This is a genomic window from Halomonas stenophila (genome assembly GCF_014192275.1).
In the GTDB taxonomy this organism is placed as follows: Bacteria; Pseudomonadota; Gammaproteobacteria; order Pseudomonadales; family Halomonadaceae; genus Halomonas; species Halomonas stenophila.
Genome location: NZ_JACHXR010000001.1, coordinates 785,738 through 801,011 on the forward strand (window position 1 = coordinate 785,738; position 15,274 = coordinate 801,011).

A 15,274-nucleotide genomic window follows, 5' to 3' on the forward strand; every position below is an offset into this window, starting at 1 on the left:
CTATCGGAAACAGGGTTTCCCACAGAATACCATATCCCCGGCGGCCGTCGGCCACGGAAACGACGCCTCTCGGGGCGATGGCGACAGCCGTCGGCGACGGGGCGCTCCCCGCGAGGTTTCCCGCCCCGGGGAAACCCGTGGCGTCGGTCAGGCGAACGGCAGGCCGAGCAGCGCCTTGACATGGGCCTCCGCGCCGCGACCCAGGGCATCCGGGTCGTAGCCCCCCTCGAGTACCGAGACCAGGCGATGGTCGGCATAGAGGGCGGCGATCTCCATGGCCAGGTGGGTGACCCAGTGATAGTCCTCGTCCTCGAGGCACAGCTCGGCCAGGGGATCCTGGCGATGCGCATCGAAGCCCGCCGAGACCAGCACGAGCTCGGGCTTGAAGGCATGCAGGGCCGGCAGCCAGTCGTCCTCGACGGCGCGGCGGAAGGCCGGCCCGTCGGTACCGGCGGCCAGCGGCGTGTTGACCACGTTCCGGGACTCGCTGCGCAGGTAGCGCCAGGGATAGAAGGGATACTGGAAGCTGGTGCAGACCAGGACCCCCGGATCGTCCTTGAAGATGTCGATGGTGCCGTTGCACTGATGGACATCGAAGTCGAGGATCGCCACCCGTCGCACGCCGTACCTGGCCCTGGCATGGGCGGCGCCCACCGCCACGTTGTTGTAGAAGCAGAAGCCCATGGCGTCGCTGGCCTCGGCGTGATGGCCGGGCGGGCGCACGGCACAGAAGACGTTGTCGGCCTGGTGGCGAAACACCAGATCGACGCCCCGCACCACCGCGCCGGCGGCCAGCCGGGCCGCCAGCAGGCTGTCGGGATTCATCAGGGTGTCGCCATCCAGGGCAACGAGGCCATGGTCGGGGAGGCACTTGTCCAGGGCCCGCAGGTGACGCAGGGGATGGACCCGGGCGAGCTGCTCCTCGGTGGCTTCCCGGGCGTCCGACTGCATGGTCTGCTGGAGGATGCCGCCGAGCATCAGCCGCGCGCGGATGGCCTCGAGGCGCAGCGGGCTTTCCGGGTGTTCGGGCCCCATGTGGTGCCGCTGACAGTCGGGATGGGAAAGGTAGGCCGTTATCATTCACGCGCTCCGGGTCGATGACGATCACCTTAGGCGTGGCGGGGCCTTGCAGGACAGTGTCAATAAGTCGTACACAGGGGACTGCCCGAACCCGATGGAGGAGCCCATGAGCACCCGCTTCCTGCACCACTTCTTCGAGCCGCGCACCATCGCGGTGATCGGTGCCTCCGAGAAGCCGCATTCCATGGGCGGACTGGTGATCCGTAACCTGCAGGAGGGCGGTTTCCCGGGGACGATCTGGGCGGTCAATCCCAAGGGCTACGAGCGCGTGCATGGCGTCCCCTGCGTATCCCGCGTCTCCAGGTTGCCGGAGACGCCGGATCTGGCGGTGCTCTGCTCGCCGGTGGAGACGGTCCCGCGGACGATCGGCCAGCTCGGCAAGCTGGGGGGGCGCGCCGCCCTGGTGCTGTCCGGCGGCGCCCACCTGGACGACGAGCGTGGTGACGAGGGCTCGATCCGCGGGCGGATGCTGGCGGCGGCCCGGGCGTCGGGGATCCGGGTGCTGGGCCCGGAGTGCATGGGGCTGATCGTGCCGGGGCGCCGGCTCAATGCCTCCTACGCCAGCCAGCCGGTGAGGAAGGGCCGCGTGGCCTACCTGGGGCAGTCCGGCATGCTCGGCAACGCCATGATCGACTGGGCCGCCGGCCGCGGCATCGGTTTCTCGCACCTGGTGACGGTGGGCGACAGCGTCGATGTGCTGTTGCCCGACCTGATCGACTACATCAACCAGTTCTCGCCGACCCAGGCCATCCTGCTGCACCTCGAGCGGATACTCGACGCCCAGCACTTCATGACCGCGCTGCGTGATGCCTCGCGGCATCGGCTGGTGCTGGCCATCAAGAGCGGGCGCACCGCCGAGTCGGACATCTCGGGCCTGCCGCCGACCCCGGGCATCGCCAACCGCGACCAGCTCTTCGATGCCGCCTTCGCCCGGGCCGGGGTGGTGCGGGTCGATGATTCCGATGAGCTCTTCGATGCCCTCGAGACGTTGTCGCGCATGAAGCCGCTGCGCGGCGATCGCCTGGCGGTGGTCGCCAACGGCCTGGGGCCGGCCATGCTGGCCATCGACAAGCTGATCCGTGCCGGGGGCCGGTTGGCCGTCTTCACCGAGGAGACCCGCCGGGCGCTGCGCCGGGACGACGTCGACATCAGCAAGCCCGGGGAGAATCCGGTGGACCTGGGCGGCAACGCCACGCCGGAGCGCTTCGTCGAGGCGCTGGCGCTGGTGGCCGCCGACTCCGGCGTGGATGCGGTGCTGGTGGTCCACGCGCCGACCCGCCTGGCGCCGTCGAAAGCCACCGCCCAGGCGATCATCGCCGCGCGCAAGCGCTTTCGCCGCAACCTGCTGACCAGCTGGATGGGGCTCGAGGAGGCGTTGTCGGCGCGCCACGAGTGCAACCTCGCCGGCATCCCGACCTATATCTCGCCCGAGAAGACGGTGAAGGCGTTCATGCACATGGTCGACTACCAGCGGGTCCAGGCCCTGCTGCAGGAGACGCCGCCGAGCCTGCCGTTCGCCACCACACCCGAGATCCGGCGCCGTTGCCGGACCCTGCTCGACGAGGTTCGCTCCCGGCAGCGGGAATGCCTGCTGCATTCCGAGACCGCCCGGGTGCTCGAGGCCTATGGCATCCCGGTGGCCCCGCGCCACTATGTCGACACGCCGGAGGAGGCCGCCGACGCGGCGGCGAGCCTCGAGGGGGCCATGGCCCTGAAGGTGATCCATGACGGCAACTGCCGGCCGTTTCGCTACCGCCAGCACCCCCACAAGATCTCGGCCGGCCTGCTGCAGGATCTGACCACGCCGGCGCAGGTGGCCGAGGGCGTCACCCGGCTGGGCGACAAGGTCGCCGAGAAGTTTCCCGAGTTTCGCGTGCGGGAGTACTGCCTGCAGCCGATGCAGCGGGGCAAGCACTCCATGCAGCTGTGTGCCGGCATCACCCGGGATCCGGTCTTCGGCCCGGTCATCGTGTTCGGGATCGGCGGCTACAAGGTCAATATCCTGGCCGATCGCCAGGTCGCCTTGCCGCCGCTCAATATCAGCCTGGCGGCCGACCTGGTCGGCCGCACCCATGCCGCCCGGCTGATCCGCGAGCACTCCAGCGACCCCGAGCGGGACCTCGAGCGCATCGGCAAGCTGCTGGTCACCCTGTCGCAGATGGCCAGCGACCTGATCGAGTTGCGTGGCCTGGAGCTCAACCCGCTGTTGCTCAACCGCGAGGGCCTGGTGGCGGTGGACTTCGCCATGGACCTGGGCCGGCCCGCGCGCTTCGCGATCATGCCCTATCCCGAGGAGCTGCGCGAATGGGTGACCCTCAAGAACGGCTGGGACGTGGAGGTGCGTCCCATCCGCGCCGAGGATGCGCCCCTGATCACCCGCTTCCATACCCGGCTCTCCGAGGAAAGCATCCGCTTTCGCTACTTCCACCACAAGGCCGACCTGACCCAGCGGGACCTGTCGATGCTGTCGCACATCAACTATGACCGCCAGATGGCCTTCATCGCCGAACACCTGCTGGAGGACGGCAGCAAGGAGATGCTGGGGGTGGTGCGGGTCTGGAACGATGCGGACAACATCCGCACCGAGTTCTCGATCATCATTCGCGACGACCTGCAGGGGCTGGGCATCGGCAGCCTGCTGATGGAGAAGATGATCCGCTACTGCAGGAGCGTGGGCACCCTGGAGATGATCGGCAAGATCATGGTCGACAATCACCCGATGCGCTCGCTGATGAAGCACCTGGGGTTCACGCAGCGCTACAACATGGAGGAGCAGGTGGTCGATGCCGTGCTGCGCCTGAACGAGCCGCAGAGCGACTGGCAGCGGCATCGCCTGGAGAGCCTGCCGGACTGACGGCCCCCCAGGGGCGGGGGACCTCGGCGGGGCGGCTCGCCCGCGGCTCAGGGGGCCAGGCGGAAACGCTGCCAGTGGCCGTCGCGGCGCTCGTAGCGGATGCGGTCGTGGAGGCGGCTGGGCTGTCCCTGCCAGAACTCGATCATCTCCGGCACCACGCGGTAGCCGCCCCAGTGGATGGGACGGGGAATCGCCTGCCCCTCGTAGGCCTGCTCGAAGCGCTGTTCGCGTTCCTCGAGCCAGGTCCGGTCGGGAATCACCACGCTCTGGGTGGCGACCCAGGCGCCCAGTTGGCTGGCCCGCGGCCGGCTGGCGAAATAGGCGTTGGATTCCTCTTCGCTGACCCGTTCCACGGCGCCCTCGACGCGCACCTGCCGGGACAGCGACGGCCACCAGAAGACCAGGGCGGCATGGGGCACGTTGGCCAGCTCGCTGCCCTTGTGGCTGTGGTAGTTGGAATAGAAGACCAGGCCCCGCTCGTCGGTCCCCTTGAGCAGCACCACCCGGGCATGGGGCAGTCCCTGGCTGTCCACGGTGGCCAGCGTCATGGCATTGCCATCGTCGCCCTCGGCCTCCATGGCCAGGGCCAGCCACTCGCTGAACAGCTCGGTGGGCTGGTCGGGCATCCGGGATTCCTCCAGGCGCCCGCCTTCATAGTCGCGTCGGATGTCGGCGATATCGCGTGTCATGGCGTTCTCCTCGAATTCACTCTCATGGTCGCCGCTTGTCGGGTCGACCTCAACACCCGTTAGGGGTCGGCCAGGGGATATTTTTCGCTAAGCCTATGGTGTCCAGCCCGGCGGGACCATGCTCAGGTACTCGACCCTGGGGGAGGCCGAGATGGCACTGACGGCGAGTACGCCCGGGGACGTCATGCGGCGAGCGACGGCATGATGGATCATTGTCGCAGCTGGCGGCTGCGGAAGCGGGCATAGCCCATGCAGCCGGTGAACAGCGCCAGGGACACCAGTGCCTCGATGATTCCGCGGGGAGCCTGGCCGGGCAGGGTGGCGACCATCACCCCCTGGGTGAAGTAGAGCAGGCTGACGAAGGCCAGCCAGGCATGCCCCCGGGCGCGACGCGCCAGGATCGACGGCAGGAACAGCAGCAGGGGCAGGACGAAGGCCACCAGGGGGCCGACGGCGCTGTTGTCGCTGTCGATGGCCAGGCCGCGGTAGACCATCAGCATCAGCAGTAATGCATAGCTGGCCACCACCAGCTTGCGGGACCCGGCGGTGAGGTGGTCGAGGCCTCGACGGGCCTCGAGATCTTCCAGCCACTGTCTCATGAGCGCTCTCCGGGCCGGTGGGCGAGGGCCAGGGCGAGCCGCGCGAGGCGCTTGCCCTGGGCAAAGGCGAGCTGACGCTCCTGGTCGTCCAGCGGGCGATCGCTGCGCTTGCCGGCCACGTGGCTGGCCCCGTAGGGGGTGCCGCCGGCCTGGGTCTCCATCAGCTCGATCTCGCTGTACGGCAGCCCGGCATAGACCATGCCGTGGTGCAGCAGCGGCAGCAGCATGGAGATGAGGGTGGTCTCCTGGCCGCCGTGAAGACTGGAGGTGGAGGTGAAGGCGGTGGCCGGCTTGTCCACCAGGGTGCCGCCCAGCCAGAGCTCGATGGTGGAGTCGACGAAGTGCTTGAGCGGTGCGGCCATGTTGCCGAATCGCGTCGGGCTTCCCAGGGCCAGCGCCGCACAGTGACGCAGGTCGTCGAGGCTGGCGTAGACCGCGCCCTCGGCGGGGATCTCGGGGTCGACGGCCTCGCAGGTGGGGGAGACCGGCGGGACGGTACGCAGCCGCGCCTCGATGCCGCGGCAGGACTCGACGCCGGCGGCCAGGCGCTCGGCCATGGCGCGGGTGGCGCCATGACGCGAGTAATAGAGGATCAGGACATAGGGCAGGGGGACGGACATGGGGCTTCCTGGTACGGGAGAGGACGGATCAGTCGAGCAGGGCGAGGACGTCTTCCGGAGGGCGTCCGATCACGGCACGGCTCCCGTCGTCGGCGATCGGCCGCTGCAGGACCCGCGGGTGGGCGACGATGGCCCGAACGACCTGATCCGGGTCCTGGGAGTCGGCAGCGAGGGCCTTCCACTCGGCCTCGTTGGTGCGTACCAGGGCCTGACCGTCGGCATCCAGCCGCGCCATCAGGGAACGCAGTTCCTTCTCGTCGAGGGGGTCGTCGAGGTAGCGGCGGACCTGGAGATCGACGCCGCGCTCTTCCAGCAGCGCCAGGGCCTGGCGTGACTTGGAGCAGCGCGGATTATGCAGGAGGGTGATCATGACGCGGGGTCCTTGTGGTCGGTCGTGATGAACGCGGCTCATTGTAGGCCGTGCTCGAGCGGCGCCACAACCGGCGCGGCGGGGATGGGGTGCAGTCGCCTTGCCGGTGATGGTTTCGGCCACCATGGGGCTCTCCTTGGCTTCGTTTACCGCGCCGAGAGCGCCCTGATGCCGGTCAGGAGGAGGGAGCCATATCCGATTTATACCGTTATCTTCTATTTGCCCAAAACCCCTTCCGGGACTCCCGCGACAACGTCAGTCGAGACGTCGATAGGTCCAGGCGTCGCGACCGTCGGCGAGTCGAATCCGCACCCGCCGGTAGCGGATGCCCAACCGCTCGTAACGGTCGAGGCGCCTGAGTTCCTCGGCGTTCACCCGCAGCAGCAGGCCCTCGACGCTGGCGCCGTCGGCGGGAACCAGGTCCAGCCCCTCGCGGCGATAGCCGGCGACCCTGACCGGCTCGGGGTCACCGACGCGGCCATACACCAGCCAGCGGACCGGCGCATGGCGCAGGGTGCCGTAGACGAAGAGCTGGTGCGTCCCCGGGGACACCGGCGCCAGATGCTCGGGACGCTCATAGGTCCAGGGACTGAGCAGGGTCAGCCACAGCCAGCCGGCGAGGGCGAGAGGCGAGGCAACCAGGCTAACGGTGATCAGGCGGCGCGGCATGGGGAAGGCTCATGATGGGGGCCGGGCAGTCGGGCCATCCTGACATGCCGGGGGCCGGGACTTAAGCCCCCCCCGCGCGCTTTGCTAGGATGGCAACGAGATCATCTGCGACGGAGGTGTCCCATGACCCAGTCCCGCCATGACGACCTGGACTTTCGGGCCCTCGTCGGGGAAGTGCGTCCGCTGCGTCGCGGCACGGACCGGGCCGATGCCGGTCGGCGTCACAGCGGCCCGAGCGAGGCGCAGCTCGCCCGTCGCGAGAGTGCCGCCGGCGGCGATGAGGGGCGCGACATGCTCTCCGATGACTTCGTCGACCTGGTGCCGCCCTTCGATCCGCTGGCCTTTCGCCGCGACGGCATCCAGCAGGGGGTGATGGATCGCCTGCGCCATGGGGGCTACCCGGTGCAGGCCAGCCTCCACCTGCTTCGGCGTCCCCTCGAGGAATGCCGCCGGGCCTTGCCGGCGTTCCTGCGCGAGGCCTGGGAGCATGACCTGCGCTCGGTGCTGATCATCCACGGGCGGGGACGCGAGATCGACAGCCCGCCCAATGTGCTGCGTTCCTACCTGGCCAAGTGGCTGCCGACCTTCGAGGAGGTCCAGGCCTTCGCCTCGGCGAGTCAGGCCGACGGCGGCCTGGGGGCTACCTGGGTGATGCTGCGCAAGAGCAACCGCGCCCGAGCCGCCAATCGCGAGCGGCAGCAGAAGCGGCGCAGCTGAGGCGGGCGTGACAACGACGAAGCCGGCCACGAGGGCCGGCTTCGTCGTCGGTGATGCGGGGACTGCGGATCAGGCCATGGCCGGATCCGCCTCAGTCTTTCCCGGCTCACGCTGGCGCCGACGGAACAGCGGTTCTGGATCGTCGACGCCGGGCTGGTAGCTCAGGCTGAAGGTGTCCAGGGCCTTCAGGGCCACCTCGACCTCCTGATCCTCGCGCAGCGAGAAGGCGTCGAAGCCGCAGCGCGACATGTAGAACAGCTGGTCGATCAGCACATCCCCCACGGCGCGGATCTGCCCCGTGTAGCCGTAGCGCTCCCGCAGCAGCCGGGCGATGCTGTAGCCACGGCCGTCGGTGAACCTGGGGAAGTCGATGGCGACCAGGGGGGCGGCCTCGAGCTCCTTGGCCAGCGCCGCGGTCATCTCGGTGTCGCTGGCCAGCCAGGGCGCGATGTCCGGCCCCTGGTGGGAGGCCTGCCAGGCCTCCAGCGGCACGATGGCGGGCTGGCCCTCGGGGCACGCCTCGGCGGACTCGCAGAGGACCCACTCGTCACTCACCACACGACGCTCGACGATCAGGGGACGGCTGGAGGTCTGCTCAGGCATAGACACGCTCCTTGAAGGGTTTGAGGCCGATGCGGCGATAGGTGTCGAGGAAGGTCTCGTCGGCGGTGCGCTCGCCGACGTAGACCTGCAGCAGCTTGTCGATCACGCTGGGCACGTCCTCGCGGTAGAAGGACGGGCCGAGGATCTTGCCCAGGGAGGCGCCGTTGCCCTGGCTGCCACCCAGCGAGATCTGATAGTACTCCTCGCCCTTCTTGTCGACGCCGAGGATGCCGATGTGGCCGACATGGTGGTGGCCGCAGGCGTTCATGCAGCCGGAGATGTTGAGCTCCAGCGGGCCCAGGTCATAGAGGAAGTCGAGGTCCTCGAAGCGTTCCTGGATGGCGTGGGCGACCGGGATCGACTTGGCGTTGGCCAGGCCGCAATAGTCGCCGCCGGGGCAGCAGATCAGGTCGGCGAGGGTGCCCACGGTGGGGTTGGCCATGCCCAGCGCCTCGAGGCGCTGCCAGAGGGCCTCGATGCGATCCACCGGGACGTCGGTCAGCACCAGGTTCTGCTCGTGGGTGACCCGCAGCTCGCCGTAGCCGAATTCATCGGCCAGGTCGGCGATCGCGGTCATCTGCTCGGAGGTGACATCGCCCGGCGAGTGCTCGCGGCGCTTCAGCGACAGGGTCACGGCCTTGTAGCCGGGGACCTTGTGGTCGGTGACGTTGTTGGTCACGAAGCGGGCGAAGGCGCGGTTCTCGGCGCGCAGGCGCTCGTAGGCCTCGACGGATTGCTGGCTCACCTCGCGACGCTCGGGGTCGACGAAATGCTCGGCCACCGCCGCCACGGCCTCCTCGTTGAGGGTCTGGGAGCCGTCCTTGAGGTGCGCCCATTCCGCCTCGACGCGGCGACGGAATTCCTCGATGCCCAGCGCCTTGACCAGGATCTTGATGCGTGCCTTGAACTTGTTGTCGCGGCGGCCGAACTGGTTGTAGACCCGCAGGATCGCTTCCAGGTAGGTCAGCAGGTGCTGCCAGGGCAGGTCCTCGCGGACCACGTCGCCGATCATCGGCGTGCGACCCAGGCCGCCACCGGCCAGCACCTTCACGCGCACCTCGCCGGCGTCGTCACGCCACAGCCGCAGGCCCACGTCGTGGACCAGAATGGCGGCGCGATCCTCCTCGGCCCCGGTCACGGCGATCTTGAACTTGCGCGGCAGATAGGCGAACTCGGGGTGGAAGGTCGACCACTGGCGGATCAGCTCGCACCAGGCGCGCGGATCGACGTCCTCGTCGGCGGCGACGCCGGAGAACTGGTCGGTGGTGGTATTGCGGATGTCGTTGCCGCTGGTCTGGATGGCGTGCATCTGCACGCTGGCGAGTTCCGCCAGCATGTCCGGCACGTCCTCGAGCTTCGGCCAGTTCAGCTGGAGGTTGGTGCGGGTGGTGAAATGGCCGTAGCCCCGATCATAGCGCGCCGCGATCTCGCCCAGCTTGCGCAGCTGGTAGGAGGCCAGCATCCCGTAGGGGATGGCGATGCGCAGCATCGGCGCATAGCGCTGGATATAGAGACCGTTCTGCACGCGAAGCGGCAGAAACTCCTCGTCGCTGATCTTGCCCTCGAGGTAGCGACGCATCTGGTCGCGGAACTGGGCGACGCGCTCGTCGACCAGGGTCTGATCATGGGTGTCGTAACGGTACATTCAGCGCTTACCTGCAACTTGGAAGTGGCGGAGCTTGACGCCCACCTTAATGGGTCGGGGTTATTCTATAAAAGAATAAATCTTCATACTTTATATTCGAAATGGAATGAGCCGTGGCATCCGACATCATATCGCGAGTCTCAGCCACCGGCGTCGCTGCCAGATCATCACGAACCAGGCGGAGTTCAGGCAGCGATAGCCGAGCTGGACCCACCAGATACCCACCAGGCCGTAGCCCAGGTGAACGCCCACCCCCCAGGCCAGCGGCAGGAACACCAGCCACTGCAGGGTCAGGGTGGTGGTCATTACCGTACGATTCGCGCCGGCCCCGAGCAAGGCCTGGGCGAACACCAGGGCCGCGGCATCGAGCACGATCATCACGGCGGTGAGCTGCAGCGGCACCCGCCCCATGGCGGTGAGGGCCGGCTCGTGGAGAAACAGCTCGAGCACCGCCTCGGGGAACAGGAGCATGGGCAGGGCGATCAGCGCCAGACACAGCCAGGCCAGGCGCACCACCTCCCAGCCCCAGCGGTGGGCAGCGCGATGGTCCTGGCGGCCCAGCGATTCGCCGACCAGGCTCATCGCCGCCATGCCCAGTCCCACCCCGGGCAGGATCAGCAGCAGCGACAGATTCACCAGCACGTGGCCCACCGCCACGCTGGCGGTACCGACCTGCCCGAGGATCCAGAACAGCACCGCGTAGCCCGCCGCGAACCAGATCTGCTGGAACGAGTGGGGCGCGGCCAGGCGCAGGGTGGTGACCAGGGTCCGGGGGTAGGGCCGCCCCGCCAGGAAGCCGCTGGCGGTGGCACGGCGGAGGCTCAGCACCGCCCAGATGGCGAGTCCCGCATACAGCGAGAGGCTGGTGCCGGCCCCGGCGCCGGCGGCCCCCATGGCGGGCAGCCCCAGCCAGCCGAAGATCAGCAGCACGCTGGCCACCACGTTGACCAGGTGCATCACCAGGATGATGCGCAGGTACACGCCGGTCTGCTGGATGCCGTTCCAGTAGCCGCGGAAGCAGAAGATCATCGCCACCGGCACCAGCGACACCACGCGCCAGCGAAAGTAGGCGACGGCCTCGGCATTCACCGTCGGGTCCTGGTTGATCAGCGCCAGCAGGCGTGGCGCCTGCCACAGGCACAGCAGGGTCAGGGGCAGGGCGACGGCCAGGGCGATCGCGAGCCCGGCGTTGAGGGCCAAGGCGCGCCGGCCCCAGTCCCCCTCGCCGTGACGTCGCGCGGTCTGCGCCTGCACGCCGGACGACAGGCCGAACACCACGGCGGTGATCAAGAAGATCGCGTAGCCGCCGATGCCCACCCCGGCCAGGGGCACCTCGCCCAGCGAGCCCACCAGCGCCGCGTCGATCAGGTTGAGCAGGCTCTGGCTGAGCATGCCGCCGATGATCGGCAGGGCGAGACGCAGGATGGTCCGGCGGCGCGGGGACTCAGGCAGCATGGCACCGTCCGTCACGACCGGGGCCGGCCCCGCGCAGGGGGCCCGAGGTGACACGCCGCGCCATCAGCTGGGGTCGTAGGAGAGCACCGGCGCCAGCCAGCGCTCCAGTTCGACGACCGACATGCCCTTGCGGCTGGCCAGCACCTCGACCTGGTCGCGGGTGATCTTGCCGGTGGAGAAGTACTTCGACTGGGGGTGGGCGAAGTACCAGCCGGAGACCGCCGCGGAGGGCCACATGGCGAAGCTCTCGGTGAGCTCGAGGCCGGCGTGGGTCTCGGCCTGGAGCAGGCGGAAGAGGGTGGCCTTCTCGGTATGGTCCGGGCAGGCCGGATAGCCCGGCGCGGGGCGGATGCCCTGGTACTTCTCGGCGATCAGCGCCTCGTTGTCGAGCGTCTCGTCGGGCACATAGCCCCAGAACTCCTTGCGGACCCGCTCGTGCATGTGCTCGGCGAAGGCCTCGGCGAGCCGGTCGGCCAGCGCCTGGACCATGATGGCGTTGTAGTCATCGCCGGCGGCCTTGTAGCGGTTGGCGAGTGCCTCGACGCCGTGCCCCGCGGTCACCGCGAAGCCGCCGATCCAGTCGGGCTTGCCACTGGCCTTGGGCGCGACGAAGTCGGCCAGGCTGTAGCAGACTCCCTCGCGGTTCCTGGTGGTCTGCTGGCGGATATGGTGCAGCCGCTCGACCACCTCGGCACGGGACTCGTCGGCATAGACCTCGATGACGTCGTCATCGACACTGTTGGCGGGCCACAGGCCGATCACGCCGCGGGCCTGGATGAGGTGCTCGTCGATCATCCGCGCCAGCATGTCCTGGGCGTCGGCGAACAGGCTGCGTGCCGCCTCGCCGACCTTGTCGTCCTCGAGGATCCTCGGGTACTTGCCGGCCAGCTGCCAGCTCATGAAGAAGGGCGTCCAGTCGATGCGCTCGACCACCTTGGTCAGGTCGTAGTCATCGAAGACCTGGAGGCCCTCGAGGGCCGGCCGCGGTGGCGTGTAGTCCGCCCAGTCGATGGCCGGCTTGTGACGACGCGCCTCGGCATAGCTGATCTCCGCGGCCTTGGGGCGACGCCTGGCGTTGCGCTCGCGGACCGTCTCGTACTCGGCACGGATCTCGGCCACATAGGCCTCCTTGAGCCCCGGCGAGAGCAGCTTGCCGGCCACCCCGACGGCCCGTGAGGCATCGGTGACATAGATCACCGGGTGCTCGTAGCCCGGCTCGATCTTGACCGCGGTGTGGGCCTTGGAGGTGGTGGCCCCGCCGATCAGCAGCGGCAGCGTGAAGCCCTGGCGCTGCATCTCCTTGGCGACATGGACCATCTCGTCCAGCGACGGGGTGATCAGCCCCGACAGGCCGATGATGTCGGCGTTCTCGTCGCGGGCGGTCTGCAGGATCTTCTCCGCCGGCACCATCACGCCGAGGTCGATCACCTCGTAGTTGTTGCACTGCAGGACCACGCCGACGATGTTCTTGCCGATATCGTGGACGTCGCCCTTGACCGTGGCCATGACGATCTTGCCCTTGGCCTGGGTGTCCTCGCTCTTCTCCGCCTCGATGTAGGGGATCAGGTAGGCCACTGCCTGCTTCATGACGCGTGCCGACTTGACCACCTGGGGCAGGAACATCTTGCCGGCGCCGAACAGGTCGCCGACCACGTTCATGCCATCCATCAGCGGCCCCTCGATCACCTCGATGGGGCGCGTGGCCCGCTGGCGGGCCAGCTCGGTATCGTCCTCGATATAGGCGGTGATGCCCTTGACCAGGGCGTGCTCGATGCGCTTCTCGACCTCCCAGCTGCGCCACTCGAGGTCTTCCTTCCTGGCGCCACCGCTGCCGTCGCCCTTGTACTTGTCGGCGAGGTCGAGGAGCCGCTCGGTGGAGTCGCTGCGGCGATTGAGCACCACGTCCTCGACCGCCTCGCGGAGTTCCTCGGGCAGGTCGTCGTAGACCGCCAGCTGGCCGGCGTTGACGATGCCCATGGTCAGGCCGGCGCGGATGGCATGGTAGAGGAACACCGAGTGGATGGCCTCGCGCACCGGGTTGTTGCCGCGGAACGAGAAGGAGACGTTGGACACCCCGCCGGAGACCATGGCGTGGGGCAGGTGCTCGCGGATCCAGCGGGTGGCCTCGATGAAGTCCACCGCGTAATTGTCGTGTTCCTCGATGCCGGTGGCGATGGCGAAGATGTTGGGATCGAAGATGATGTCTTCCGGGGGGAAGCCGATCTCGTCGACCATCAGGCGGTAGGCGCGCTGGCAGATCTCGGTCTTGCGCGCGAAGGTGTCGGCCTGGCCCTGCTCGTCGAAGGCCATCACCACCACCGCGGCGCCGTAGCGTCGGCACTTGGTGGCCTGCTCGCGGAAGGCCGCTTCGCCTTCCTTCAGCGAGATGGAATTGACCACCGCCTTGCCCTGGATGCACTTGAGGCCGGCCTCGATGATCTCCCACTTGGAGGAGTCGACCATGATCGGCACCCGGGCGATGTCGGGCTCGCCGGCGATCAGGTTGAGGAAGCGCACCATGGCCTCCTCGGACTCGAGCATGCCCTCGTCCATGTTGATGTCGATGACCTGGGCGCCGTTCTCCACCTGCTCGAGGGCCACCTCGAGGGCGGTGGTGTAGTCCTCTTCCTTGATCAGCCGCTTGAAGCGGGCGGAACCGGTGACGTTGGTCCGCTCGCCGACGTTGACGAACAGCGAGTCGTGCTCGATGTTGAACGGCTCGAGGCCCGACAGGCGGCAGGCCAGGGGCCGCTCCGGCAGCGGCCGCGGCGGCAGCTCGCGGATCGCCCGGTGGATGGCGGCGATATGCTCCGGCGTGCTCCCGCAACACCCGCCGATGATATTGACCAGGCCGCTGGCGGCGAACTCGGCGACGATGGTCGCCATCTCCTCGGGGGTCTGGTCGTACTCGCCGAACTCATTGGGCAGGCCGGCGTTGGGGTGGGCCGAGACGAAGGTGTCCGCCTTCTTGGCCAGCTCCTCGACGTAGGGCCGCAGCTCCTCGGCGCCCAGGGCACAGTTCAGGCCCACCGACAGCGGCCGGGCATGGCGCACCGAGTTCCAGAAGGCCTCGGTGGTCTGGCCCGACAGGGTGCGCCCCGAGGCGTCGGTGATGGTCCCGGAGATCATCACCGGCAGCCGCTCGCCGCGGGCCTCGAAGAGCTCCTCGAGGGCGTAGATCGCGGCCTTGGCGTTCAGGGTGTCGAAGATCGTCTCGATCAGGATCAGGTCGCTGCCGCCCTCGATCAGCGCCTCGGCGGCCTCGCGGTAGTTGTCGCGCAGCGCATCGAAGGTGACGTTGCGCTTGGCGGGGTCGTTGACGTCCGGGGACAGCGAGGCCGTGCGCGAGGTCGGCCCCAGCACCCCGGCGACGTAGCGGGGCACGCCGGTCTCCTCGGCCACGGCGTCGCAGGCCGCGCGCGCCAGCCGGGCCGATTCGCGGTTGAGCTCGGGGACCAGCGCCTCCATGCCGTAGTCGGCCTGGGACAGTCGCGTGCTGTTGAAGGTGTTGGTCTCGACGATGTCGGCCCCGGCCAGCAGATAGTCCCGATGGATCCGCGTGACCAGGTCCGGGCAGGTCAGCGCCAGCAGGTCGTTGTTGCCCTTGAGGTCGCTGGGCCAGTCCGCAAAGCGCTCGCCGCGAAACTCCTCCTCGGACAGTGCCGCGTTCTGCAGCATGGTGCCCATGCCTCCGTCCAGCATCAGGATATGCTGGCCGAGGCGTTCGGTAAGCGTGGCGGTCAGGGGAGTCGGGACGGCAGCCATGGGTCGGGTCAATCTCCAGCGTGAAGGCGTCGGGGCGCATCGACGGCGCGGCGCCTGAGGCGTCTTGTCATTCGAGGCGGCCGTCGAGAGTCGGCGGGGCGAGGCCCCGGGACAAAGCCGTCATGATAGCAAAAGCCGGCGTGCGGCGGCAGGGGGCCTAGGGCGCGTTAATCATCGCACGCCATCGGCGGACGATGGTTAACGCGCC

The 15,274-nt window shown here is 68.5% G+C and carries 12 protein-coding genes; 2 read left to right on the forward strand and 10 right to left on the reverse strand.

From position 1 onward, the window contains the following. Positions 1-147 precede the first annotated feature (147 nt). Positions 148-1,080 (reverse strand): histone deacetylase family protein, encoded by a 933-nt coding sequence (locus FHR97_RS03550; protein ID WP_183382355.1) that lies wholly within the window; start codon positions 1,078-1,080, stop codon positions 148-150. 106 nt (positions 1,081-1,186) lie between these two features. Between FHR97_RS03550 and FHR97_RS03555 the strand changes: the two genes are divergently transcribed. After that, positions 1,187-3,934, forward strand: a complete 2,748-nt coding sequence (locus FHR97_RS03555; RefSeq protein ID WP_183382356.1) for a bifunctional acetate--CoA ligase family protein/GNAT family N-acetyltransferase — start codon at positions 1,187-1,189, stop codon at positions 3,932-3,934. A gap of 47 nt (positions 3,935-3,981) precedes the next feature. Here the strand turns inward: FHR97_RS03555 and pdxH are convergent, their stop codons facing one another. The 5 genes from pdxH to FHR97_RS03580 all read right to left on the reverse strand — a co-directional run bounded on the left by pdxH (position 3,982) and on the right by FHR97_RS03580 (position 6,881). After that, positions 3,982-4,623, reverse strand: a complete 642-nt coding sequence (gene pdxH / locus FHR97_RS03560) for a pyridoxamine 5'-phosphate oxidase (RefSeq protein WP_183382357.1) — start codon at positions 4,621-4,623, stop codon at positions 3,982-3,984. A gap of 209 nt (positions 4,624-4,832) precedes the next feature. Continuing rightward, entirely contained in the window at positions 4,833-5,222 is a 390-nt protein-coding gene (locus FHR97_RS03565) for a DUF2069 domain-containing protein (RefSeq protein WP_183382358.1), read from the reverse strand. Further along, on the reverse strand, positions 5,219-5,842 hold the full coding sequence (wrbA, locus tag FHR97_RS03570; protein WP_183382359.1) for an NAD(P)H:quinone oxidoreductase: 624 nt from the start codon (positions 5,840-5,842) through the stop codon (positions 5,219-5,221). The genes FHR97_RS03565 and wrbA overlap by 4 nt, the downstream gene beginning before the upstream one ends. 28 nt (positions 5,843-5,870) lie before the next feature. Then, complete coding sequence (gene arsC / locus FHR97_RS03575; RefSeq protein ID WP_183382360.1) at positions 5,871-6,212, reverse strand: arsenate reductase (glutaredoxin); 342 nt, start codon at positions 6,210-6,212, stop codon at positions 5,871-5,873. Positions 6,213-6,467: 255 nt separating this feature from the next. After that, a complete protein-coding gene (locus FHR97_RS03580; protein WP_183382361.1) occupies positions 6,468-6,881 on the reverse strand; it encodes a gamma-glutamylcyclotransferase family protein in 414 nt (137 codons plus the stop codon). Positions 6,882-7,004: 123 nt separating this feature from the next. On the opposite strand from FHR97_RS03580, the gene smrA reads away from it, so the two are divergent. After that, on the forward strand, positions 7,005-7,598 hold the full coding sequence (smrA, locus tag FHR97_RS03585) for a DNA endonuclease SmrA (RefSeq protein WP_183382362.1): 594 nt from the start codon (positions 7,005-7,007) through the stop codon (positions 7,596-7,598). Positions 7,599-7,667: 69 nt separating this feature from the next. Here the strand turns inward: smrA and FHR97_RS03590 are convergent, their stop codons facing one another. The 4 genes from FHR97_RS03590 to metH all read right to left on the reverse strand — a co-directional run bounded on the left by FHR97_RS03590 (position 7,668) and on the right by metH (position 15,066). Continuing rightward, positions 7,668-8,201 (reverse strand): DUF934 domain-containing protein, encoded by a 534-nt coding sequence (locus FHR97_RS03590; RefSeq protein ID WP_183382363.1) that lies wholly within the window; start codon positions 8,199-8,201, stop codon positions 7,668-7,670. Continuing rightward, entirely contained in the window at positions 8,194-9,846 is a 1,653-nt protein-coding gene (locus FHR97_RS03595) for a nitrite/sulfite reductase (RefSeq protein ID WP_183382364.1), read from the reverse strand. Before FHR97_RS03595 ends, FHR97_RS03590 begins: the two co-directional genes overlap by 8 nt. A gap of 126 nt (positions 9,847-9,972) precedes the next feature. Beyond that, positions 9,973-11,301 carry an MATE family efflux transporter gene (locus FHR97_RS03600; protein WP_183382365.1) on the reverse strand — a complete coding sequence of 443 codons (1,329 nt, stop codon included), beginning with the start codon at positions 11,299-11,301 and terminating at the stop codon, positions 9,973-9,975. A 63-nt stretch (positions 11,302-11,364) separates the two neighbouring features. Then, a complete protein-coding gene (gene metH, locus FHR97_RS03605) occupies positions 11,365-15,066 on the reverse strand; it encodes a methionine synthase (RefSeq protein ID WP_183382366.1) in 3,702 nt (1,233 codons plus the stop codon). Between the last annotated feature and the right edge of the window lie 208 nt (positions 15,067-15,274).

Bases quoted from the DNA above. Each gene is read 5' to 3' on its own strand.
- FHR97_RS03550 (WP_183382355.1), bottom strand. From the start codon at position 1,080: ATGATAACGGCCTACCTTTCCCATCCCGACTGTCAGCGGCACCACATG.
- FHR97_RS03555 (WP_183382356.1), top strand. From the start codon at position 1,187: ATGAGCACCCGCTTCCTGCACCACTTCTTCGAGCCGCGCACCATCGCG.
- pdxH (WP_183382357.1), bottom strand. From the start codon at position 4,623: ATGACACGCGATATCGCCGACATCCGACGCGACTATGAAGGCGGGCGC.
- FHR97_RS03565 (WP_183382358.1), bottom strand. From the start codon at position 5,222: ATGAGACAGTGGCTGGAAGATCTCGAGGCCCGTCGAGGCCTCGACCAC.
- wrbA (WP_183382359.1), bottom strand. From the start codon at position 5,842: ATGTCCGTCCCCCTGCCCTATGTCCTGATCCTCTATTACTCGCGTCAT.
- arsC (WP_183382360.1), bottom strand. From the start codon at position 6,212: ATGATCACCCTCCTGCATAATCCGCGCTGCTCCAAGTCACGCCAGGCC.
- FHR97_RS03580 (WP_183382361.1), bottom strand. From the start codon at position 6,881: ATGCCGCGCCGCCTGATCACCGTTAGCCTGGTTGCCTCGCCTCTCGCC.
- smrA (WP_183382362.1), top strand. From the start codon at position 7,005: ATGACCCAGTCCCGCCATGACGACCTGGACTTTCGGGCCCTCGTCGGG.
- FHR97_RS03590 (WP_183382363.1), bottom strand. From the start codon at position 8,201: ATGCCTGAGCAGACCTCCAGCCGTCCCCTGATCGTCGAGCGTCGTGTG.
- FHR97_RS03595 (WP_183382364.1), bottom strand. From the start codon at position 9,846: ATGTACCGTTACGACACCCATGATCAGACCCTGGTCGACGAGCGCGTC.
- FHR97_RS03600 (WP_183382365.1), bottom strand. From the start codon at position 11,301: ATGCTGCCTGAGTCCCCGCGCCGCCGGACCATCCTGCGTCTCGCCCTG.
- metH (WP_183382366.1), bottom strand. From the start codon at position 15,066: ATGGCTGCCGTCCCGACTCCCCTGACCGCCACGCTTACCGAACGCCTC.